The following is a 16,033-nucleotide window of genomic DNA, read 5'->3' on the forward strand; positions in this document are numbered from 1 at the left end:
TACCGGTCGCACGCTACAAAGCCCACCACGTGCACGAATCCGGTGGCAGACGGACCGTCCTGCCGTCCGTCTCGACCGGGGCGCTGGACAGCACCGGCCGCCCCGGCGAGGCCAGCTCCAGGGCCTCGGGCCGGCTGTTGAGGGTGCACGCGAAACCGGGCCGGGTGAACAGCAGCACCCCCTCGGGGGCCGGCAGCCAGGCCAGCGGGCCCGCCTCCGGCGAGCCCAGCCCCGGCAGCGCCCGGCGCAGCTCCAGGGCGGCCCGGTACAGCTCCAGCGTGGAGTGCGGGTCGCCGGTCTGCGCGGCCACGCTCAGCGGCGCCCAGTCCCGGGGCTGCGGCAGCCAGCTCCCGGCCGGGCCGAACCCGTACGGCGGCTCCTCACCGGACCACGGCAGCGGGATCCGGCAGCCGTCGCGCAGCCCGTCCTGCCCGGCGGTGCGGCGGAAGGCGGGATCCTGGCGGACCTCGTCCGGCAGGTCGCAGACCTCGGGCAGCCCGAGCTCCTCGCCCTGGTAGAGGTACGCCGACCCCGGCAGCGCCAGCATCAGCAGCGCGGCCGCCCGCCCCCGGGCCAGGCCCTGCGGCCCGCCCCCGTACCGGCTGACGTGCCGGACGACGTCGTGGTTGGACAGCACCCAGGTGGTGGGGGCGCCGACGGCGGTGGTCGCGGCGAGCGACTCGTCGATCACGGTGCGCATCGCGGCCGCGCCCCAGGGGCAGTTCAGGAACCGGAAGTTGAACGCCTGGTGCATCTCGTCGGGGCGGACGTACAGGGCGAGCCGCTCGGAGGTCGGCGCCCAGGCCTCCGCGACGCCGATGCGCGGGCCGGGGTACGAGTCCAGGAGCCGCCGCCAGGCGCGGTGGATGGCGTGGACCCCGTCCTGGTCGAAGAAGGGCAGGGGCTCGGTGCCGATCAGGGTGGCCTGGGCGCCGCGGCCGATGTCGGGCAGGCCGGGGGCCTTGACCATGCCGTGGGCGACGTCGATGCGGAAGCCGTCGACGCCGAGGTCGAGCCAGAAGCGCAGGACGGAGGAGAACTCCTCGGCGACCTCCGGGTGCTCCCAGTCCAGGTCGGGCTGCTGGGGGGCGAACAGGTGGAGGTACCAGTCGCCGTCCGGGACCTGCGTCCAGGCGGGCCCGCCGAAGACGGAATCCCAGTCGTTGGGCGGCAGCGCCCCGCCGGGGCCGCGGCCCGGCCGGAAGTGGTAGCGGGCCCGGGCGGCGCTCCCCGGGCCCGCGGCGAGGGCCTCGCGGAACCAGGGGTGCCGGTCGGAGGTGTGGTTGGGGACGACGTCGACGATGATCCGCAGGCCCAGCGCATGGGCGGCCCGGACCAGGTCGTCGGCGTCGGAGAGGTCCCCGAAGAGGGGGTCGACGGCCCGGTAGTCGGCGACGTCGTAGCCGCCGTCGGCCTGCGGGGAGACGTAGAAGGGGGTCAGCCACACGGCGTCGACCCCGAGCCGGGCCAGGTGCGGCAGGCGCGAGCGGACCCCGCGCAGGTCGCCGATGCCGTCCCCGTCGCTGTCGGCGAAGGAGCGGACGTAGACCTGGTAGATGACGGCATCGCGCCACCAGCCACCGCTTTCGGCGGTCTTGCTGGAAGCGCTTGCAAGCCGGGGTGCGGTCAGCTCATGGGTCATAACGGGGTCAACGCGGCCACACGCCCCGTGGTTGCGGGCCTGACACCCCGAAGGAAGTTCGAACGACCAGCAAGCTGCGGCAACCGTCAGGACACACGGATGTAACGATCCCCGGCGCTTGCAGAAAATTGCCGCAAGGTCTTTCGGTCAGCTTTCAGGCTTGTTACGTTCCCTGCAACTCGGGACCGCGAGGGCGCGGCCGGGATCATCGAAGGAGTTCATATGCGGCGTGGCATAGCGGCCACCGCGCTGGTCGCGACCCTGGCGCTCGCGGCGACGGCTTGCGGCGGTGACAAGAAGGACGACGGCGAGACCAAGGCCGGCGGGGAGCTCTCCGGCACGGTCACGTGGTGGGACACCTCCAACGATGCCGAGAAGGCCAGCTTCCAGAAGATCGCGGAGGCCTTCACCGCGAAGCACCCGAAGGTGACCGTCAAGTACGTCAACGTCCCGTACGGCGACGCCCAGAACAAGGTCAAGAACGCCTTCAGCAGCGGTGCCGAAGCCCCCGACGTGATCCGCGCCGACGTCGGCTGGGTCGCCGACTTCGCCTCGCTCGGCTACCTGGACGAGGTCCCGGCCGAGACCGCGAAGAAGGTCGACGCCGAGTTCCTGCCGCAGGCCGCGGCCAGCGGCAAGTACGAGGGCAAGACCTACGCCGTCCCGCAGGTCATCGACACCCTCGGCCTCTTCTACAACAAGAAGATGCTCGCCGACGCCGGCGTCCAGCCCCCCACCAGCCTGGAGGAGCTGAAGGCGGCCAGCGCCAAGATCAAGGAGAAGACCGGCAAGACCGGCCTGTACCTCCGCGGCGACGACTCCTACTGGTTCCTGCCGATGATCTACGGCGAGGGCGGCGACCTCGTCGACGCCAAGAACAAGACCGTCACGGTCGACGGCCCGGCCGGCGTGAAGGCCTTCAAGGCCGCCCGCGACCTGGTCACCTCCGGTGCAGCCATCACCAACTCCACCGACGGCTACCAGAACATGCAGACCGCCTTCAAGAGCGGCCAGGTCGCCATGATGATCAACGGCCCGTGGGCGATCAAGGACACCTACGCCGGCGAGCAGTTCACCGACAAGGCCAACCTGGGCATCGCCCCGGTCCCGGCCGGCTCGGTCAAGGCGGGCGGCCCGCAGGGCGGCCACGACCTCGCCGTCTACGCCGGGTCGAAGAACCGCGCCGCCGCGCACGCCTTCGTCGAGTACCTGACCTCGCAGGACGTCCAGGTCCAGTCCGCCAAGGAGCTCAGCCTGCTCCCGACCCGGACCGCCGCCTACGAGCAGCCCGACGTCAAGTCCAACGAGATGGTCGCGTTCTTCAAGCCGGCCGTGGACAAGGCCGTCCAGCGCGCCTGGATCCCGGAGAACGGCGCCCTCTTCGAGCCGCTGAAGCTCGAGTACGCCAAGGCGGTCACCGGGGCCTCGAGCCCCGAGGACGCGGCCAAGGCCGCCGGCACCGAGTTCCGCAAGATCCTCAAGGGCTGGAAGTAACGAAAACCATGGCTGCTCACACCAGCCAGTCGGTGGCGAAGGCCGCGGGCGACGACACGGACGTCGCCCGCGGCCGGAGCCGCAGGACTGACAGCGGGAAGCGCGCCGGCAACCGCGGCGGGCTCAAGCGGGCGTTCGCCACGCACTGGTACGCCTGGGCCATGGTCGCCCCGGTCGTCCTCGTCCTCGGCATCATCATCGGCTGGCCGCTCTTGCGCGGCATCTACCTGTCGCTGACCGACGCCAACGAGCGCAACGTGGCCCGTACGATCGGCGCCAACCACATCGACGCCACGTACGAGTTCGTCGGACTCGACAACTACACGGCCGTGCTCAGCGACCCGGTGTTCCTGCAGCGGCTGGTGTGGACAGTGGTGTGGACCATCGCGTGCGTATCCATCACCTTCACGCTCGGCCTGGTCCTGGCCAACATGCTCAACCGGGAGTTCAAGGGGCGCGCCGCCTACCGGATGGCGCTCATCCTGCCCTGGGCCGTCCCCGGCTTCGTCTCCGTCTTCGCCTGGCGGTTCCTGTTCAACCGCGACAACGGCATCCTGAACAAGGTCCTCGAAGGCGGCGGCATCTCGGCGATCCCGTGGCTCGACGACCCGACCTGGGCCAAGCTCTCCGTCATCACGGTCAACGTCTGGCTCGGCGTCCCCTTCATGATGGTCGCCCTCCTCGGCGGCCTGCAGTCCATCCCCGGCGAGCTCTACGAGGCCGCCGAGATGGACGGCGCCACCACCTGGCAGCGCTTCCGGCACATCACCCTGCCCGGGCTGCGCTCCGTCAGCATGTCGGTGATCCTGCTCTCCACCATCTGGACCTTCAACATGTTCCCGGTGATCTTCCTGCTGACGCGGGGCGGACCGGGCGACTCCACCGAGATCCTGGTGACCCAGGCCTTCCGCGAGGCCTTCGTGGCGAGCCCGCGCGACTTCGCCGGCTCCGCGACCTGGGGCGTGCTCATCCTCGCCCTGCTCATGATCTTCGCGCTGGTCTACCGGCGCTCGCTGCGCAAGCAGGGAGAGGTGTGGTGACCATGGCAACCTCCTCGAACACCGCGAACACCGCGAACACCCGCGGGCGCGGCAAGCGCTCGCCGCTCGCCTCCGTCGGTCTGCACGCGACGCTGCTCGTCGCCTCCGTCGTCGCCGTCTTCCCGGTGCTGTGGGTCCTGCTGACCTCGCTCAAGCCCGCCGACCACGCGATCAGCACCGACTTCATCAAGGACCCCACCCTCGAGAACTACCGCTACCTGGTGGACAAGACCTCCTTCTTCACCTGGTTCGGCAACTCCGTCCTGGTCGCCGGCATCACCACCGTCCTCGGCGTCTTCATCGCCGCGACCACCGGGTACGCCGTCAGCCGGTTCCGCTTCCCCGGCATGAAGCCCCTCATGTGGACCCTGCTCATCACGCAGATGTTCCCCATGGCCATCCTGATCGTCCCGCTCTACAACCTCATGGGACAGCTCGGGCTCCTCAACCAGCCCGTCGGCCTGATCATCACGTACCTCACCATCGCGGTGCCGTTCTGCGCCTGGATGATGAAGGGCTTCTTCGACACCATCCCGGCCGAGATCGACGAATCCGGCCGCGTCGACGGGCTCACCCCCTTCGGCACCTTCTGGCGGCTCATCCTGCCGCTGGCCAAGCCCGGGCTCGCGGTGACCGGCTTCTACTCCTTCATCACCGCCTGGGGCGAGGTCGCCTACGCCTCCGCGTTCATGGTCGGCGACGAGCACCTCACCCTCGCCGGCGGCCTGCAGACCTTCGTCACCCAGTACACCGCCAACTGGGGCCCGATGACGGCCGCCTCGGTCCTCATCGCCATCCCCGCTGCGATCTTCTTCGTCTTCGCCCAGCGTCACCTCGTCGCCGGGATGACGGCGGGCGCCACCAAGGGCTGACCACCCGCGCCCGCCCCCGCACACCCCCGGCCCGATCTCTCCAAGGACGTCATGACCCAGCACCTCGCCGAAACGCTCCCCACCACGACCGGCACCCTGCCCGGCTGGTGGAGAGAAGCGGTGATCTACCAGGTCTATCCGCGCAGCTTCGCCGACTCCAACGGGGACGGCATGGGGGACCTCGAAGGCATCCGCAGCAGACTGCCCTACCTGAAGGAGCTGGGCGTCGACGCCGTCTGGCTCAGCCCCTTCTACGCCTCCCCGCAGGCCGACGCCGGCTACGACGTCGCCGACTACCGGGCCATCGACCCCATGTTCGGCACCCTGCACGACGCCGACGCCGTGATCCGCGAGGCACATGAGCTGGGCCTGCGCATCATCGTGGACCTGGTTCCGAACCACTGCTCCGACCAGCACGAATGGTTCAAGCAGGCGCTGCGGGAAGGGCCCGGGACGCCGCTGCGCGAGCGTTTCCACTTCCGGCCCGGCCGCGGGGCCGACGGCTCCCAGCCGCCGAACGACTGGGAGTCCATCTTCGGCGGCCCGGCCTGGACCCGCGTCGCCGACGGGGAGTGGTACCTGCACCTCTTCGCGCCCGAGCAGCCCGACTTCAACTGGGAGCACCCCGCCGTCCAGGACGAGTTCCGCTCCGTCCTGCGGTTCTGGCTCGACCTCGGCGTCGACGGCTTCCGCATCGACGTCGCCCACGGGCTGGTCAAGGCCCCCGGCCTGCCCGACCTCGGCCGCGGCGAACAGCTCAAGCTGCTCGGCAACCAGGTCCTGCCCTTCTTCGACCAGGACGGCGTCCACGAGATCTACCGCTCCTGGCGCAAGGTCCTCGACGAGTACGCCGGCGACCGCATCGGCGTCGCCGAGGCCTGGACGCCCAGCGCGGACCGGACCGCCCTGTACCTGCGGCCCGACGAGCTGCACCAGGCGTTCAACTTCCACTACCTGACCACCGGCTGGGACGCGGCCGCGCTGCGCGCCACCATCGACGAGTCGCTCGACGCGATGCGGCCCGTCGGCGCCCCCACCACCTGGGTGCTGTCCAACCACGACGTCGTCCGGCACGCCACCCGCTTCGCCGACGGCGACCCCGCAGCCGGCCTGCGCCGGGCCCGCGCCGCCGCGCTGCTCATGCTGGCGCTGCCCGGATCCGCGTACGTCTACCAGGGCGAGGAGCTCGGCCTGCCCGAGGTCGTGGACCTGCCCGACGAGGTCCGCCAGGACCCCTCGTTCTTCAAGCAGAACGGCCAGGACGGACTGCGCGACGGCTGCCGCGTCCCGCTCCCGTGGTCCGGCACCGAGGCCCCGTACGGCTTCGGCGACGGCGGCAGCTGGCTCCCGCAGCCCGCCGAATGGGCCGGCCTGAGCGTCGCCGCCCAGACCGGCGACCCGGGCTCCACGCTGGAGCTGTACCGCAGCGCCCTGCGGATCCGCCGCGAGCGGGCCGACCTCGGCGCCGGCGACGCGGTGGAGTGGCTGCCGTCGCCGGAGGGCGTGCTGGCCTTCCGCCGCGGCTCGTTCGTCTGCACCGTCAACACCACCGCCGAGGCGGTCGCGATGGCCGCGCCCGGCACCGTACTGCTCGCCAGCGCGGAGCTGGAGCCCGGCGAGCCGGGCACGCTGCCCGCCGACACGGCGGTGTGGTGGCAGGGGTGACCTCCGGGGAGGCACCCCTCCGGCTGACGGACATCGCCGCGCAGGCCCAGGTCAGCGAGGCGACCGTCAGCCGGGTCCTCAACGGGAAGGCCGGCGTCGCGGCCGGCACCCGGCACAAGGTGCTGGCCGCGATGGACCTGCTCGGCTACGAGCGGCCCGTACGGCTGCGGCGGCGCAGCAACGGGCTGGTCGGGCTGCTCATACCCGAGCTGACCAACCCGATCTTCCCGGCGTTCGCCCAGGTCATCGAGCAGGCACTGGCGGGCCACGGGTACACGCCGGTGCTGTGCACGCAGACGCCGGGCGGGGCGACGGAGGACGAGCTCGTCGAGCAGCTGGAGGCGCGCGGCGTCACCGGGATCGTGTTCCTGTCCGGGCTGCACGCCGACGCGCACGCCGACCCCGCCCGCTACCAGCGGCTCGCCTCCCGCGGCGTGCCGTTCGTGATGATCAACGGGTTCAACGAGCAGGTGACCGCCCCGTTCATCTCCCCGGACGACCGGGCCGCCGCCGAGATGGCGGTACGGCACCTGGAGGCCCTCGGGCACCGGCGGATCGGCCTGGCGATCGGGCCCACGCGGTACGTGCCGTCGGCCCGCAAGGAACAGGGGTTCGTCGGGGTCGTGCCCGGGGCCGAGGCCGAGGGGCTGATCCAGCGGACGCTGTTCACCGTGGAGGGCGGGCACGCGGCCGGCGGTGCGCTGCTGGACCGGGGCTGCACCGGCATCGTCTGCGGCAGCGACCCGATGGCGCTCGGGGTGATACGGGCCGTGCGGGAGCGGGGGCTGCGGGTGCCGGAGGACGTGTCGGTGGTGGGGTTCGACGACTCGCCGCTGATCGCGTTCACCGATCCGCCGCTGACGACGGTGCGGCAGCCGGTGCGGGCCATGGCCAATGCGGCTGTCGGGGCCCTGCTGGAGGCGGTGGCCGGCACCCCTGTCCAGCGCACGGAGTACGTCTTCCAGCCGGAGCTGGTGGTCCGCGGCTCCACCGCCCAGGCGCCGCCGCCGCTCTCCTGAACTCGGGGCTCCTCCCCGAGACCCTGCCCGGCGCCGGGCCCTGTCACGAGGGCCCGGCGCCGTCTGCCGCTGCCGCTGCGCGGAGCAGTCCCCTCCCCGCCCCTTCCCGAAACCGGGGCTCCGCCCCGGACCCCGTTCCGTGCGCTCCGCGCCCGGTGCGCTCAAACGCCGCGCGGGCTGAAATTCGCCGCTGCGCGGCAATTCCAGCCCCGCCCGGCGGGAATCCAGCCTCGCCGGCGTTTGAGGCGCGGGGGCCGGGGCGGAGCCCCGATCTTTGAGCCCCGCCGGCGATTGAGGCGAGCGGGGGCCGGGGCGGAGTCCCGGGATACGGAGAAAGGGCGGGGCGGGGAGGGGCTCCGCGCAGCGGCGGCCCACCGGCCCGGGGCCCACGGCACCGCACCCGCGGCGAAACAATTCTGCAATCTCTTGCGCAAACTCTTGCAACAAGCCAGGGTGCCTTCTACGGTCGCGTGCAATCCCCACCTCTCCCGCCAGGAGGCACCCCCCATGTCTGCCAGAGCCGCCAGACCCCGCAGAGCGGCCGCCGCCGCAGCCCTCCTCGCCGCCGCCGCGGTCGCCACCGCACCGGCGCCGCAGGCCGCCGCCGCGACCCCGGGGGACAAGGACGTCACCGCCGTGCTCTTCGAGTGGCGGTTCGACTCCGTGGCCAAGGCCTGCACCGACACGCTGGGCCCCGCCGGGTACGGGTACGTCCAGGTGTCGCCGCCCCAGGAGCACATCCAGGGGCCCCAGTGGTGGACCTCGTACCAGCCCGTCAGCTACAAGATCGCCGGACGGCTGGGCGACCGGGCCGGTTTCAAGGCCATGGTCGACACCTGTCACGCCGCGGGGGTCAAGGTCGTCGCCGACTCCGTCATCAACCACATGGCCGCCGGGGACGGCATCGGGACGGGTGGGTCTTCGTACACGAAGTACAACTACCCCGGCATCTACTCCGGCGCCGACATGGACGACTGCCGGGCGGCCATCTCCAACTACCAGGACCGGGCCAACGTCCAGAACTGCGAGCTCGTCCAGCTCGCCGACCTGGACACCGGCGAGGACTACGTCCGCGGGCGGATCGCCGGCTACCTCAACGACCTGCTGTCGCTCGGCGTCGACGGGTTCCGGATCGACGCCGCCAAGCACATGCCGGCCGCCGACCTGGCCAACATCAAGTCGCGCCTGGCCAATCCGGGGGTCTACTGGAAGCAGGAGGCCATATACGGCGCCGGTGAGGCCGTCTCGCCCTCCGAGTACCTCGGCAACGGCGACGTCCAGGAGTTCCGCTACGCCCGCGACCTCAAGCGGGTCTTCGAGAGCGAGAACCTCGCCTACCTGAAGAACTTCGGGGAGGGCTGGGGCTACATGCCCTCGGGCCAGTCCGCCGTCTTCGTGGACAACCACGACACCGAGCGCGTCGGCGACACCCTCAACTACAAGAGCGGCTCCGCCTACACCCTCGCCAGCGTGTTCATGCTGGCCTGGCCGTACGGCTCCCCGGACGTGCACTCCGGGTACGAGTGGACCGACAAGGACGCCGGCCCGCCGAACGGCGGCGCGGTGAACGCCTGCTACAGCGACGGGTGGAAGTGCCAGCACGCCTGGCGCGAGATCTCCTCGATGGTCGCCTTCCGGAACGTGGCCCGCGGCCAGGGCGTCACGAACTGGTGGGACAACGGGGCGGACCAGATCGCCTTCGGGCGCGGCGACAAGGCGTACGTGGCCATCAACCACGAGGGCTCGGCGCTGACCCGGACCTTCCAGACCTCCCTGCCCTCCGGTGACTACTGCGACGTGCAGAGCGGCCGCACCGTCACCGTCGGCGCGGACGGCCGCTTCACGGCAACCCTCGGCGCCGGGACCGCCCTCGCCCTGCACACCGGGGCCCGCACGTGCAGCGGCGGCGGCAGCGGAACCCCGGCCGCCGGGGCCTCGTTCGCCGTGAACGCCACCACCGTCCCCGGCCAGAACGTCTACGTCGCCGGAGACCGCCCCGAGCTCGGCGGCTGGAACACCGCAGCCGCCCCCAAGCTCGACCCGGCCGCCTACCCGGTGTGGAAGCTCGACGTGACCCTCCCCGCCGGTACCGCGTTCTCGTACAAGTACATCCGCAAGGACGCCGCCGGGAACGTCACCTGGGAGAGCGGCGCCAACCGCACCGCCACCATCCCTGCGAGCGGAAAGGTCACGCTGAGCGACACCTGGCGCAGCTGACCCCGCCGCCCCACAGACCAGGGCCGCCCGGCACCCGTAAGAACCCCGCCACCGCCGGGCGGCCCTCTTCATGCCCCTGCGATCCGCAGCGCCCGTGCAGCGACCGTGACCAAGGAGACGACGCCTTGATACGCCCCGCCGCAGGAGTCCTCGCCGCCGCTCTGGCCGTGACGCTCCTGCCCGCCCTTCCCGCCGCGGCAGCCGGAGCCGCCAAGGCCCCTCCGGCCCCGCCCTCCGACGCGAAACTGGCCGCCGAGCCGGCCCGCCACGACCTGACCCGGGAGCAGTTCTACTTCGTCCTCCCGGACCGGTTCGCGAACGGCGACCCGCGCAACGACACCGGCGGGCTGACCGGCACCCGGCTGGAGACCGGCCTGGACCCGACGGACAAGGGCTTCTACCAGGGCGGCGACCTCAAGGGCCTCACGGACAGGCTGGACTACATCAAGGGGCTCGGCACCACCGCCATCTGGATGGCGCCGATCTTCAAGAACCAGCCGGTGCAGGGCAAGGGGGACGACGTCTCCGCGGGCTACCACGGCTACTGGATCACCGACTTCACCCAGGTCGACCCGCACTTCGGCACCAACGCCGACCTCACGAAGCTGATCGACACGGCGCACGCCAAGGGGATGAAGGTCTTCTTCGACGTCATCACCAACCACACCGCCGATGTGGTCGACTACCGCGAGCAGTCGTACGGGTACCTGTCCAAGGGGGCCTTCCCCTACCTGACCAAGGACGGGGTCCCCTTCGACGACGCCGACTATGCGGACGGGAAGCACAAGTTCCTCGCAACGGACGCCTCGTCCTTCCCGCGGACCCCCTTCGTCCCCGAGGCCAAGAAGAACCTCAAGGTCCCCGCCTGGCTCAACGACCCCACGATGTACCACAACCGGGGCGACTCGACCTTCGCCGGCGAATCCTCCGACCAGGGCGACTTCTTCGGCCTGGACGACCTGTGGACCGAGCGCCCCGAGGTCGTCAGCGGCATGGAGAAGATCTACGAGAAGTGGGTGAAGGACTTCGCGGTCGACGGCTTCCGCATCGACACCGTCAAGCACGTCGACACCCCGTTCTGGACCCAGTGGGCCACCGCCCTCGACGCGTACGCGGCCAAGCAGGGGCGCAAGAACTTCTTCATGTTCGGCGAGGTCTACTCCGCCGACACCGCCGTCACCTCCCCGTACGTGACCCGCGGCCGCCTCGACGCCACCCTCGACTTCCCGCTGCAGGACGCGATCCGCGCGTACGCCTCCCAGGGCGCCGGCGCCGGCCGGCTCGCCGGGGTCCTCGCCGACGACTACCGGTACACCACCGACAAGGCCAACGCCTACGAGCAGGTCACCTTCCTCGGCAACCACGACATGGGCCGCTTCGGCGGCTTCCTGCGGCAGGACCGGCCGGGCGCGCCCGAGCAGGAGCTCCTGGACCGCTACCGGCTCGCCAACGAGCTGATGTTCCTCACCCGCGGCAACCCGGTCGTCTACTCCGGCGACGAACAGGGCTTCACCGGGGCCGGCGGCGACAAGGACGCCCGCCAGCCGCTCTTCGCGTCGAAGACCGCCGACTACCTGGACGACGACCAGCTCGGCACCGACCGCACCCACGCGAGCGACGCCTACGACCCCGGCCACCCGCTCTACCGGCAGATCGCCGCCCTGTCCCGGCTGACCCGCGAACACCCGGCACTGCGCGACGGCATCCAGAGCGAGCGGCTGTCCGACGGCTCCGTCTACGCCTTCGCCCGCACCGACAGCCGTACGGACACCAAGGCCGACGCCAAGGGCGAAGCCAAGAGCAAGGCGCGCACCGAGTACCTCGTCGCCGCGAACAACGGCACCGCGGCGCGGACCGTGCAGCTCGACGCTCCGGCCGGAGTCCAGTACCGCACCCTGTACGGCGGCACCGCGCTGCTCCGGGCCTCCGCCGCCGGGAAGCTGACCGTCACCGTCCCGGCCCTCGGCACGGTGGTCCTCCAGGCCACCACCCCGCTCGCGGCCCCTGCGGCCAAGCCCGCGCTGACCCTGAAGGCCCCCGCCCCCGGCGCCGCCGGCACCGTGGAGCTCTCCGCCGAGGTCACCGGCGGCGGCCTGAACCGGGTCGTCTTCGCCGCCCAGGCCGGCACCGGCCCCTGGCAGGTCCTCGGCTCCGCCGACCACGCCCCCTACAAGGTCACCCAGTACCTCGACCCCTCGGCCGTACCGGCCGGGACCCCGCTGCGCTACAAGGCCGTCGTCGTCGACTCCGCGGGCCGCACCGCGAGCGCCCGCGCCGAATCCACCGCCGGCCGGGTGCCGCCCGTGGAGGTCCCCACCGCCACCCAGCGCGACTACGCGGTCGTCCACTACCACCGCCCCGACGGCAACTACGCCGACTGGCGGCTCTACGCCTGGGGCGACCTCGCCGACGGCGAGGCCACGCCCTGGCCCGCCGGACACGGCTTCACCGGCCGCGACGCCTACGGGGCCTTCGCCTACGTCCGCCTCAAGCCCGGCGCCTCCTCGATCGGCTACCTCGTCATCGACAAGGACGGCACCAAGGACGTCACCGCCGACCGCACCCTCGACGTGACCCGGACCGGGGAGATCTGGCTGGAGCAGGGCCAGGAGGCCGTCCGCACCGACCGGCCCGCCCAACCGCCGCAGGACCAGGCCAAGGCCGTCCTCCACCTGCAGCGCCCCGACGGCGCGTACGACGGCTGGGGCCTGCACGTGTGGACCGGCGCGGCGAACCCGACCGACTGGTCCAAGCCGCTGATGCCCGCCCGCTTCGACTCCTACGGCGCCGTGTACGAGGTCCCCCTCGCCGCCGGGGCCGGCTCGCTCTCGTACATCCTCCACAAGGGAGACGAGAAGGACCTGCCCGCCGACCAGTCCCTCGACCTGAAGGCCACCGGCCACGAGGTGTGGATGCTGGCTGGCCGGGCCCCCTACCTGCTCCCGCAGCCCGCCGGCTCGGCCGCCGCCCTCGACCTCGGCAAGGCCGAGGCCGTCTGGATCGACCGCGACACCCTCGCCTGGAACGCCCCGGCCGCAGCCGCGTCCGTCCAGCTCCTCGCCTCCGCCGAGGGCACGGTCAAGGCCGAGAACGGCCGCCTGACCGGCGCCGCCACGGCACGGTGGCTGCGCCTGGCCAAGACGCAGCTGACCGACGCCCAGAAGCAGAAGTTCCCGCACCTGGCCTCCTACGCCGCCTACACCGTCGACCCCCGCGACCGCGGCCGCGTCCCCGAGGCCCTCCGCGGCCAGCTCGTCGCGAGCGCCCGCGCCGCCAACGGGGCCGTCCTCGCCGCCACCGGCGTCCAGCTCGCCGGCGTGCTCGACGACCTGTACGCCGCGTCCGCCGCGGGCGCGCCGCTGGGCCCCGTCTTCAAGGACGGCCGCCCCACCCTGTCCGTCTGGGCGCCGACGGCCCGCCGCGTCGACCTCGAACTGGACGGCCGCACCGTGGCGATGCGCCGCGACGACGCCACCGGCGTCTGGTCCGTGCGCGGCGAGCGCTCCTGGAGCGGAAAGCCGTACCGCTACGCCGTGACCGTCTGGGCGCCCTCCACCCGGCAGCTGGTCCGCAACCTCGTCACCGACCCCTACTCCACCGCCCTGACCGCCGACTCCGCGGCCAGCCTCGTCGTCGACCTCGCCGACCCCAAGCTGGCCCCGACCGGCTGGCGGCAGCTGCGCAAGCCCGCGGCCGTCCCCTTCGCCTCGGCGCAGATCCAGGAGCTCCACATCCGCGACTTCTCCGTCGCGGACCCCACCAGCAAGCACCCGGGCCAGTACCTGGCCTTCACCGACACCGACTCCCAGGGCGTACGGCACCTGCGCGACCTGGCCGCCGCAGGCACCTCGTACGTGCACCTCCTGCCGGCCTTCGACTTCGGCACCGTCCCCGAGAAGCCCGCGGACCGCACCGAACCGGCCTGCGACCTGAAGGTCTACGCGCCCGACTCGGAGGCGCAGCAGGCCTGCGTGGCCGCGGCGGCCGCCAAGGACTCGTACAACTGGGGCTACGACCCGCTGCACTACACCGTCCCCGAGGGCAGCTACGCGAGCGATCCGAACGGCACCGCCCGGACGGTCGAGTTCCGCAGGATGGTCCAGGCCCTCAACGGGGCGGGGCTGCGCACGGTGATGGACGTCGTCTACAACCACACGGTCGCCGCGGGACAGGCCGACGGCTCGGTCCTCGACCGGATCGTGCCCGGCTACTACCAGCGCCTGCTGCCCGACGGCAGCACCGCCACCTCCACCTGCTGCGCCAACACCGCGCCCGAGAACGCCATGATGGGCCGCCTCGTCGTGGACTCCGTCGTCACCTGGGCCAAGGAGTACAAGGTCGACGGCTTCCGCTTCGACCTGATGGGCCACCACCCGAAGGCGAACATCCTCGCCGTCCGCAAGGCCCTGGACGCCCTCACCGTCGAGAAGGACGGCGTGGACGGCAAGAAGATCATCCTGTACGGGGAGGGCTGGAACTTCGGGGAGGTCGCGAACGACGCCCGCTTCGTCCAGGCCACGCAGCAGAACATGGCCGGCACCGGCATCGCCACCTTCTCCGACCGGGCCCGCGACGCGGTCCGCGGCGGCGGCCCCTTCGACGAGGACCCCCGCGTCCAGGGCTTCGCCTCCGGGCTGTTCACCGCCCCCAACGGCTCGCCCGCCAACGGCAGCGCCGAGCAGCAGCGGGCCCGCCTGCTGCACGACCAGGACCTGATCAAGGTCGGCCTGTCCGGCAACCTCGCCTCGTACGCCTTCACCGACAGCTCCGGCCGCCGGGTCAAGGGCTCCGAGGTCGACTACAACGGCGCCCCGGCCGGCTACGCGGCCGCCCCCGGCGACGCCCTGGCCTACGCCGACGCCCACGACAACGAAACCCTGGCCGACGCCCTGGCGTACAAGCTCCCGCAGGGCACCGCCGCCGCCGACCGGGCCCGCATGCAGGTCCTGGCCATGGCCGTGCCCGCGCTCTCCCAGGGCCCGGCCCTGTCCCAGGCGGGCACCGACCTGCTCCGCTCCAAGTCGCTCGACCGCAACTCGTACGACAGCGGCGACTGGTTCAACGCCATCCACTGGGACTGCCGGGACGGCAACGGCTTCGGCCGCGGCCTGCCCCCGGCCGGCGACAACCGCTCCAAGTGGGTCTACGCCAAGCCCCTGCTGACCGGGCCGGCCCCGGCCTGCGCCGACATCACGGGAGCCTCGGCCGCCTACCGCGACCTGCTGCGGATCCGGACCACGGAGCCGGCCTTCCGGCTCGCCACGCCCGAGGCGGTCCAGGCCGCGCTGTCCTTCCCGCTGTCGGGGAGGGACGAGACCCCGGGCGTGATCACCATGGCCCTCGGCGACCTGGTGGTCGTCTTCAACGCCACCCCCGAGGCCCGGACCCAGTCCCTGCCCGCCCTCGCCGGTACCGCCTACACCCTGCACCCGGTGCAGGCGGCCGGCTCCGACCCCGTGGCCCGGCAGGCCGCGTACGACGTGACGACAGGAGCCTTCACGACCCCGGCCCGCACGGTCGCGGTCTTCACACGACGCTGAGCCGGTCGAGCCGCTTCTCCAGCAGGATCACCCCGTAGACGCGGCCGTCCTTGCCCTCCTTGTGGGGGAACTCCCCGACCACCCGGTAGCCCGCACCCTGGTAGTACGCGAGCAGCCGGGGGTTGGTGGAGACGCAGTCCAGCCGCGCCCGCGGCAGTCCGGAACCGGCGATCCGCCGCTCGGCGTGTTCGAGCATCCGCCGGCCGGTCCCCGAGGGCGCGGTCTTGCGTTCCACCATCAGCCGGTGCACGTAGCCGGCGACCGGGGGCTGCACGCCCCAGGCCTCCTCGTCCGACCACCACAGCTCGTAGGCCCCGATGATCCGCCCCTCGGCGTCACCGGCCAGCCACACCTCGCCCTCGCGCATCTTCGCCGCGAAGTGCGCGACGTCCTTCTCCCCGGGCTTCCACTGCTCGATCCCGTGCTTCTGCATCCACCGGGCGGCCCGGTCGTACAGCGCCACCAGGGCCGCGGCGTCCTTCTCCACCGCCCGCCGGAACAGGATCCCCTCGTCATTGTTCACGCGCGTATTATCACGCGATGA

At 72.0% G+C, this 16,033-nt stretch carries 9 protein-coding genes; 7 read left to right on the forward strand and 2 right to left on the reverse strand.

Features of this window, described 5'->3' with window-relative positions; all coding sequences use genetic code 11:
* Positions 1–13 precede the first annotated feature (13 nt).
* The gene (locus ABZ924_RS10180) at positions 14–1,642 is read right to left on the reverse strand and encodes a glycoside hydrolase family 13 protein (protein WP_361906553.1); all 1,629 of its coding nucleotides are present in this window, start codon (positions 1,640–1,642) and stop codon (positions 14–16) included.
* Positions 1,643–1,864: 222 nt separating this feature from the next.
* Between ABZ924_RS10180 and ABZ924_RS10185 the strand changes: the two genes are divergently transcribed.
* From ABZ924_RS10185 to pulA, 7 genes are all read left to right on the forward strand, one after another.
* On the forward strand, positions 1,865–3,136 hold the full coding sequence (locus ABZ924_RS10185) for an extracellular solute-binding protein (RefSeq protein ID WP_361906555.1): 1,272 nt from the start codon (positions 1,865–1,867) through the stop codon (positions 3,134–3,136).
* 8 nt (positions 3,137–3,144) lie between these two features.
* Positions 3,145–4,176, forward strand: coding sequence for a sugar ABC transporter permease (locus tag ABZ924_RS10190; RefSeq protein WP_361906557.1), 1,032 nt, complete (start codon positions 3,145–3,147; stop codon positions 4,174–4,176).
* A gap of 2 nt (positions 4,177–4,178) precedes the next feature.
* Positions 4,179–5,048: a carbohydrate ABC transporter permease gene (locus ABZ924_RS10195; protein ID WP_361906642.1), complete on the forward strand. Its 870-nt coding sequence runs from the start codon at positions 4,179–4,181 to the stop codon at positions 5,046–5,048.
* A gap of 51 nt (positions 5,049–5,099) precedes the next feature.
* Entirely contained in the window at positions 5,100–6,713 is a 1,614-nt protein-coding gene (locus ABZ924_RS10200) for a glycoside hydrolase family 13 protein (RefSeq protein ID WP_361906559.1), read from the forward strand.
* On the forward strand, positions 6,710–7,732 hold the full coding sequence (locus tag ABZ924_RS10205) for a LacI family DNA-binding transcriptional regulator (protein ID WP_361906561.1): 1,023 nt from the start codon (positions 6,710–6,712) through the stop codon (positions 7,730–7,732). Before ABZ924_RS10200 ends, ABZ924_RS10205 begins: the two co-directional genes overlap by 4 nt.
* Positions 7,733–8,239: 507 nt before the next feature.
* Positions 8,240–9,949, forward strand: coding sequence for a carbohydrate-binding module family 20 domain-containing protein (locus ABZ924_RS10210; RefSeq protein WP_361906563.1), 1,710 nt, complete (start codon positions 8,240–8,242; stop codon positions 9,947–9,949).
* Positions 9,950–10,074: 125 nt separating this feature from the next.
* A complete protein-coding gene (gene pulA, locus ABZ924_RS10215) occupies positions 10,075–15,489 on the forward strand; it encodes a pullulanase-type alpha-1,6-glucosidase (RefSeq protein ID WP_361906564.1) in 5,415 nt (1,804 codons plus the stop codon).
* On the opposite strand, the gene ABZ924_RS10220 is transcribed toward pulA, so the two are convergent.
* Entirely contained in the window at positions 15,476–16,012 is a 537-nt protein-coding gene (locus ABZ924_RS10220; protein WP_361906566.1) for a GNAT family protein, read from the reverse strand. The two genes, pulA and ABZ924_RS10220, sit on opposite strands and share 14 nt — an antisense overlap.
* Positions 16,013–16,033 lie beyond the last annotated feature (21 nt).

The sequence above is a fragment of the Streptomyces sp. NPDC046876 genome, from assembly GCF_040645035.1.
GTDB lineage: Bacteria > Actinomycetota > Actinomycetes > Streptomycetales > Streptomycetaceae > Streptomyces.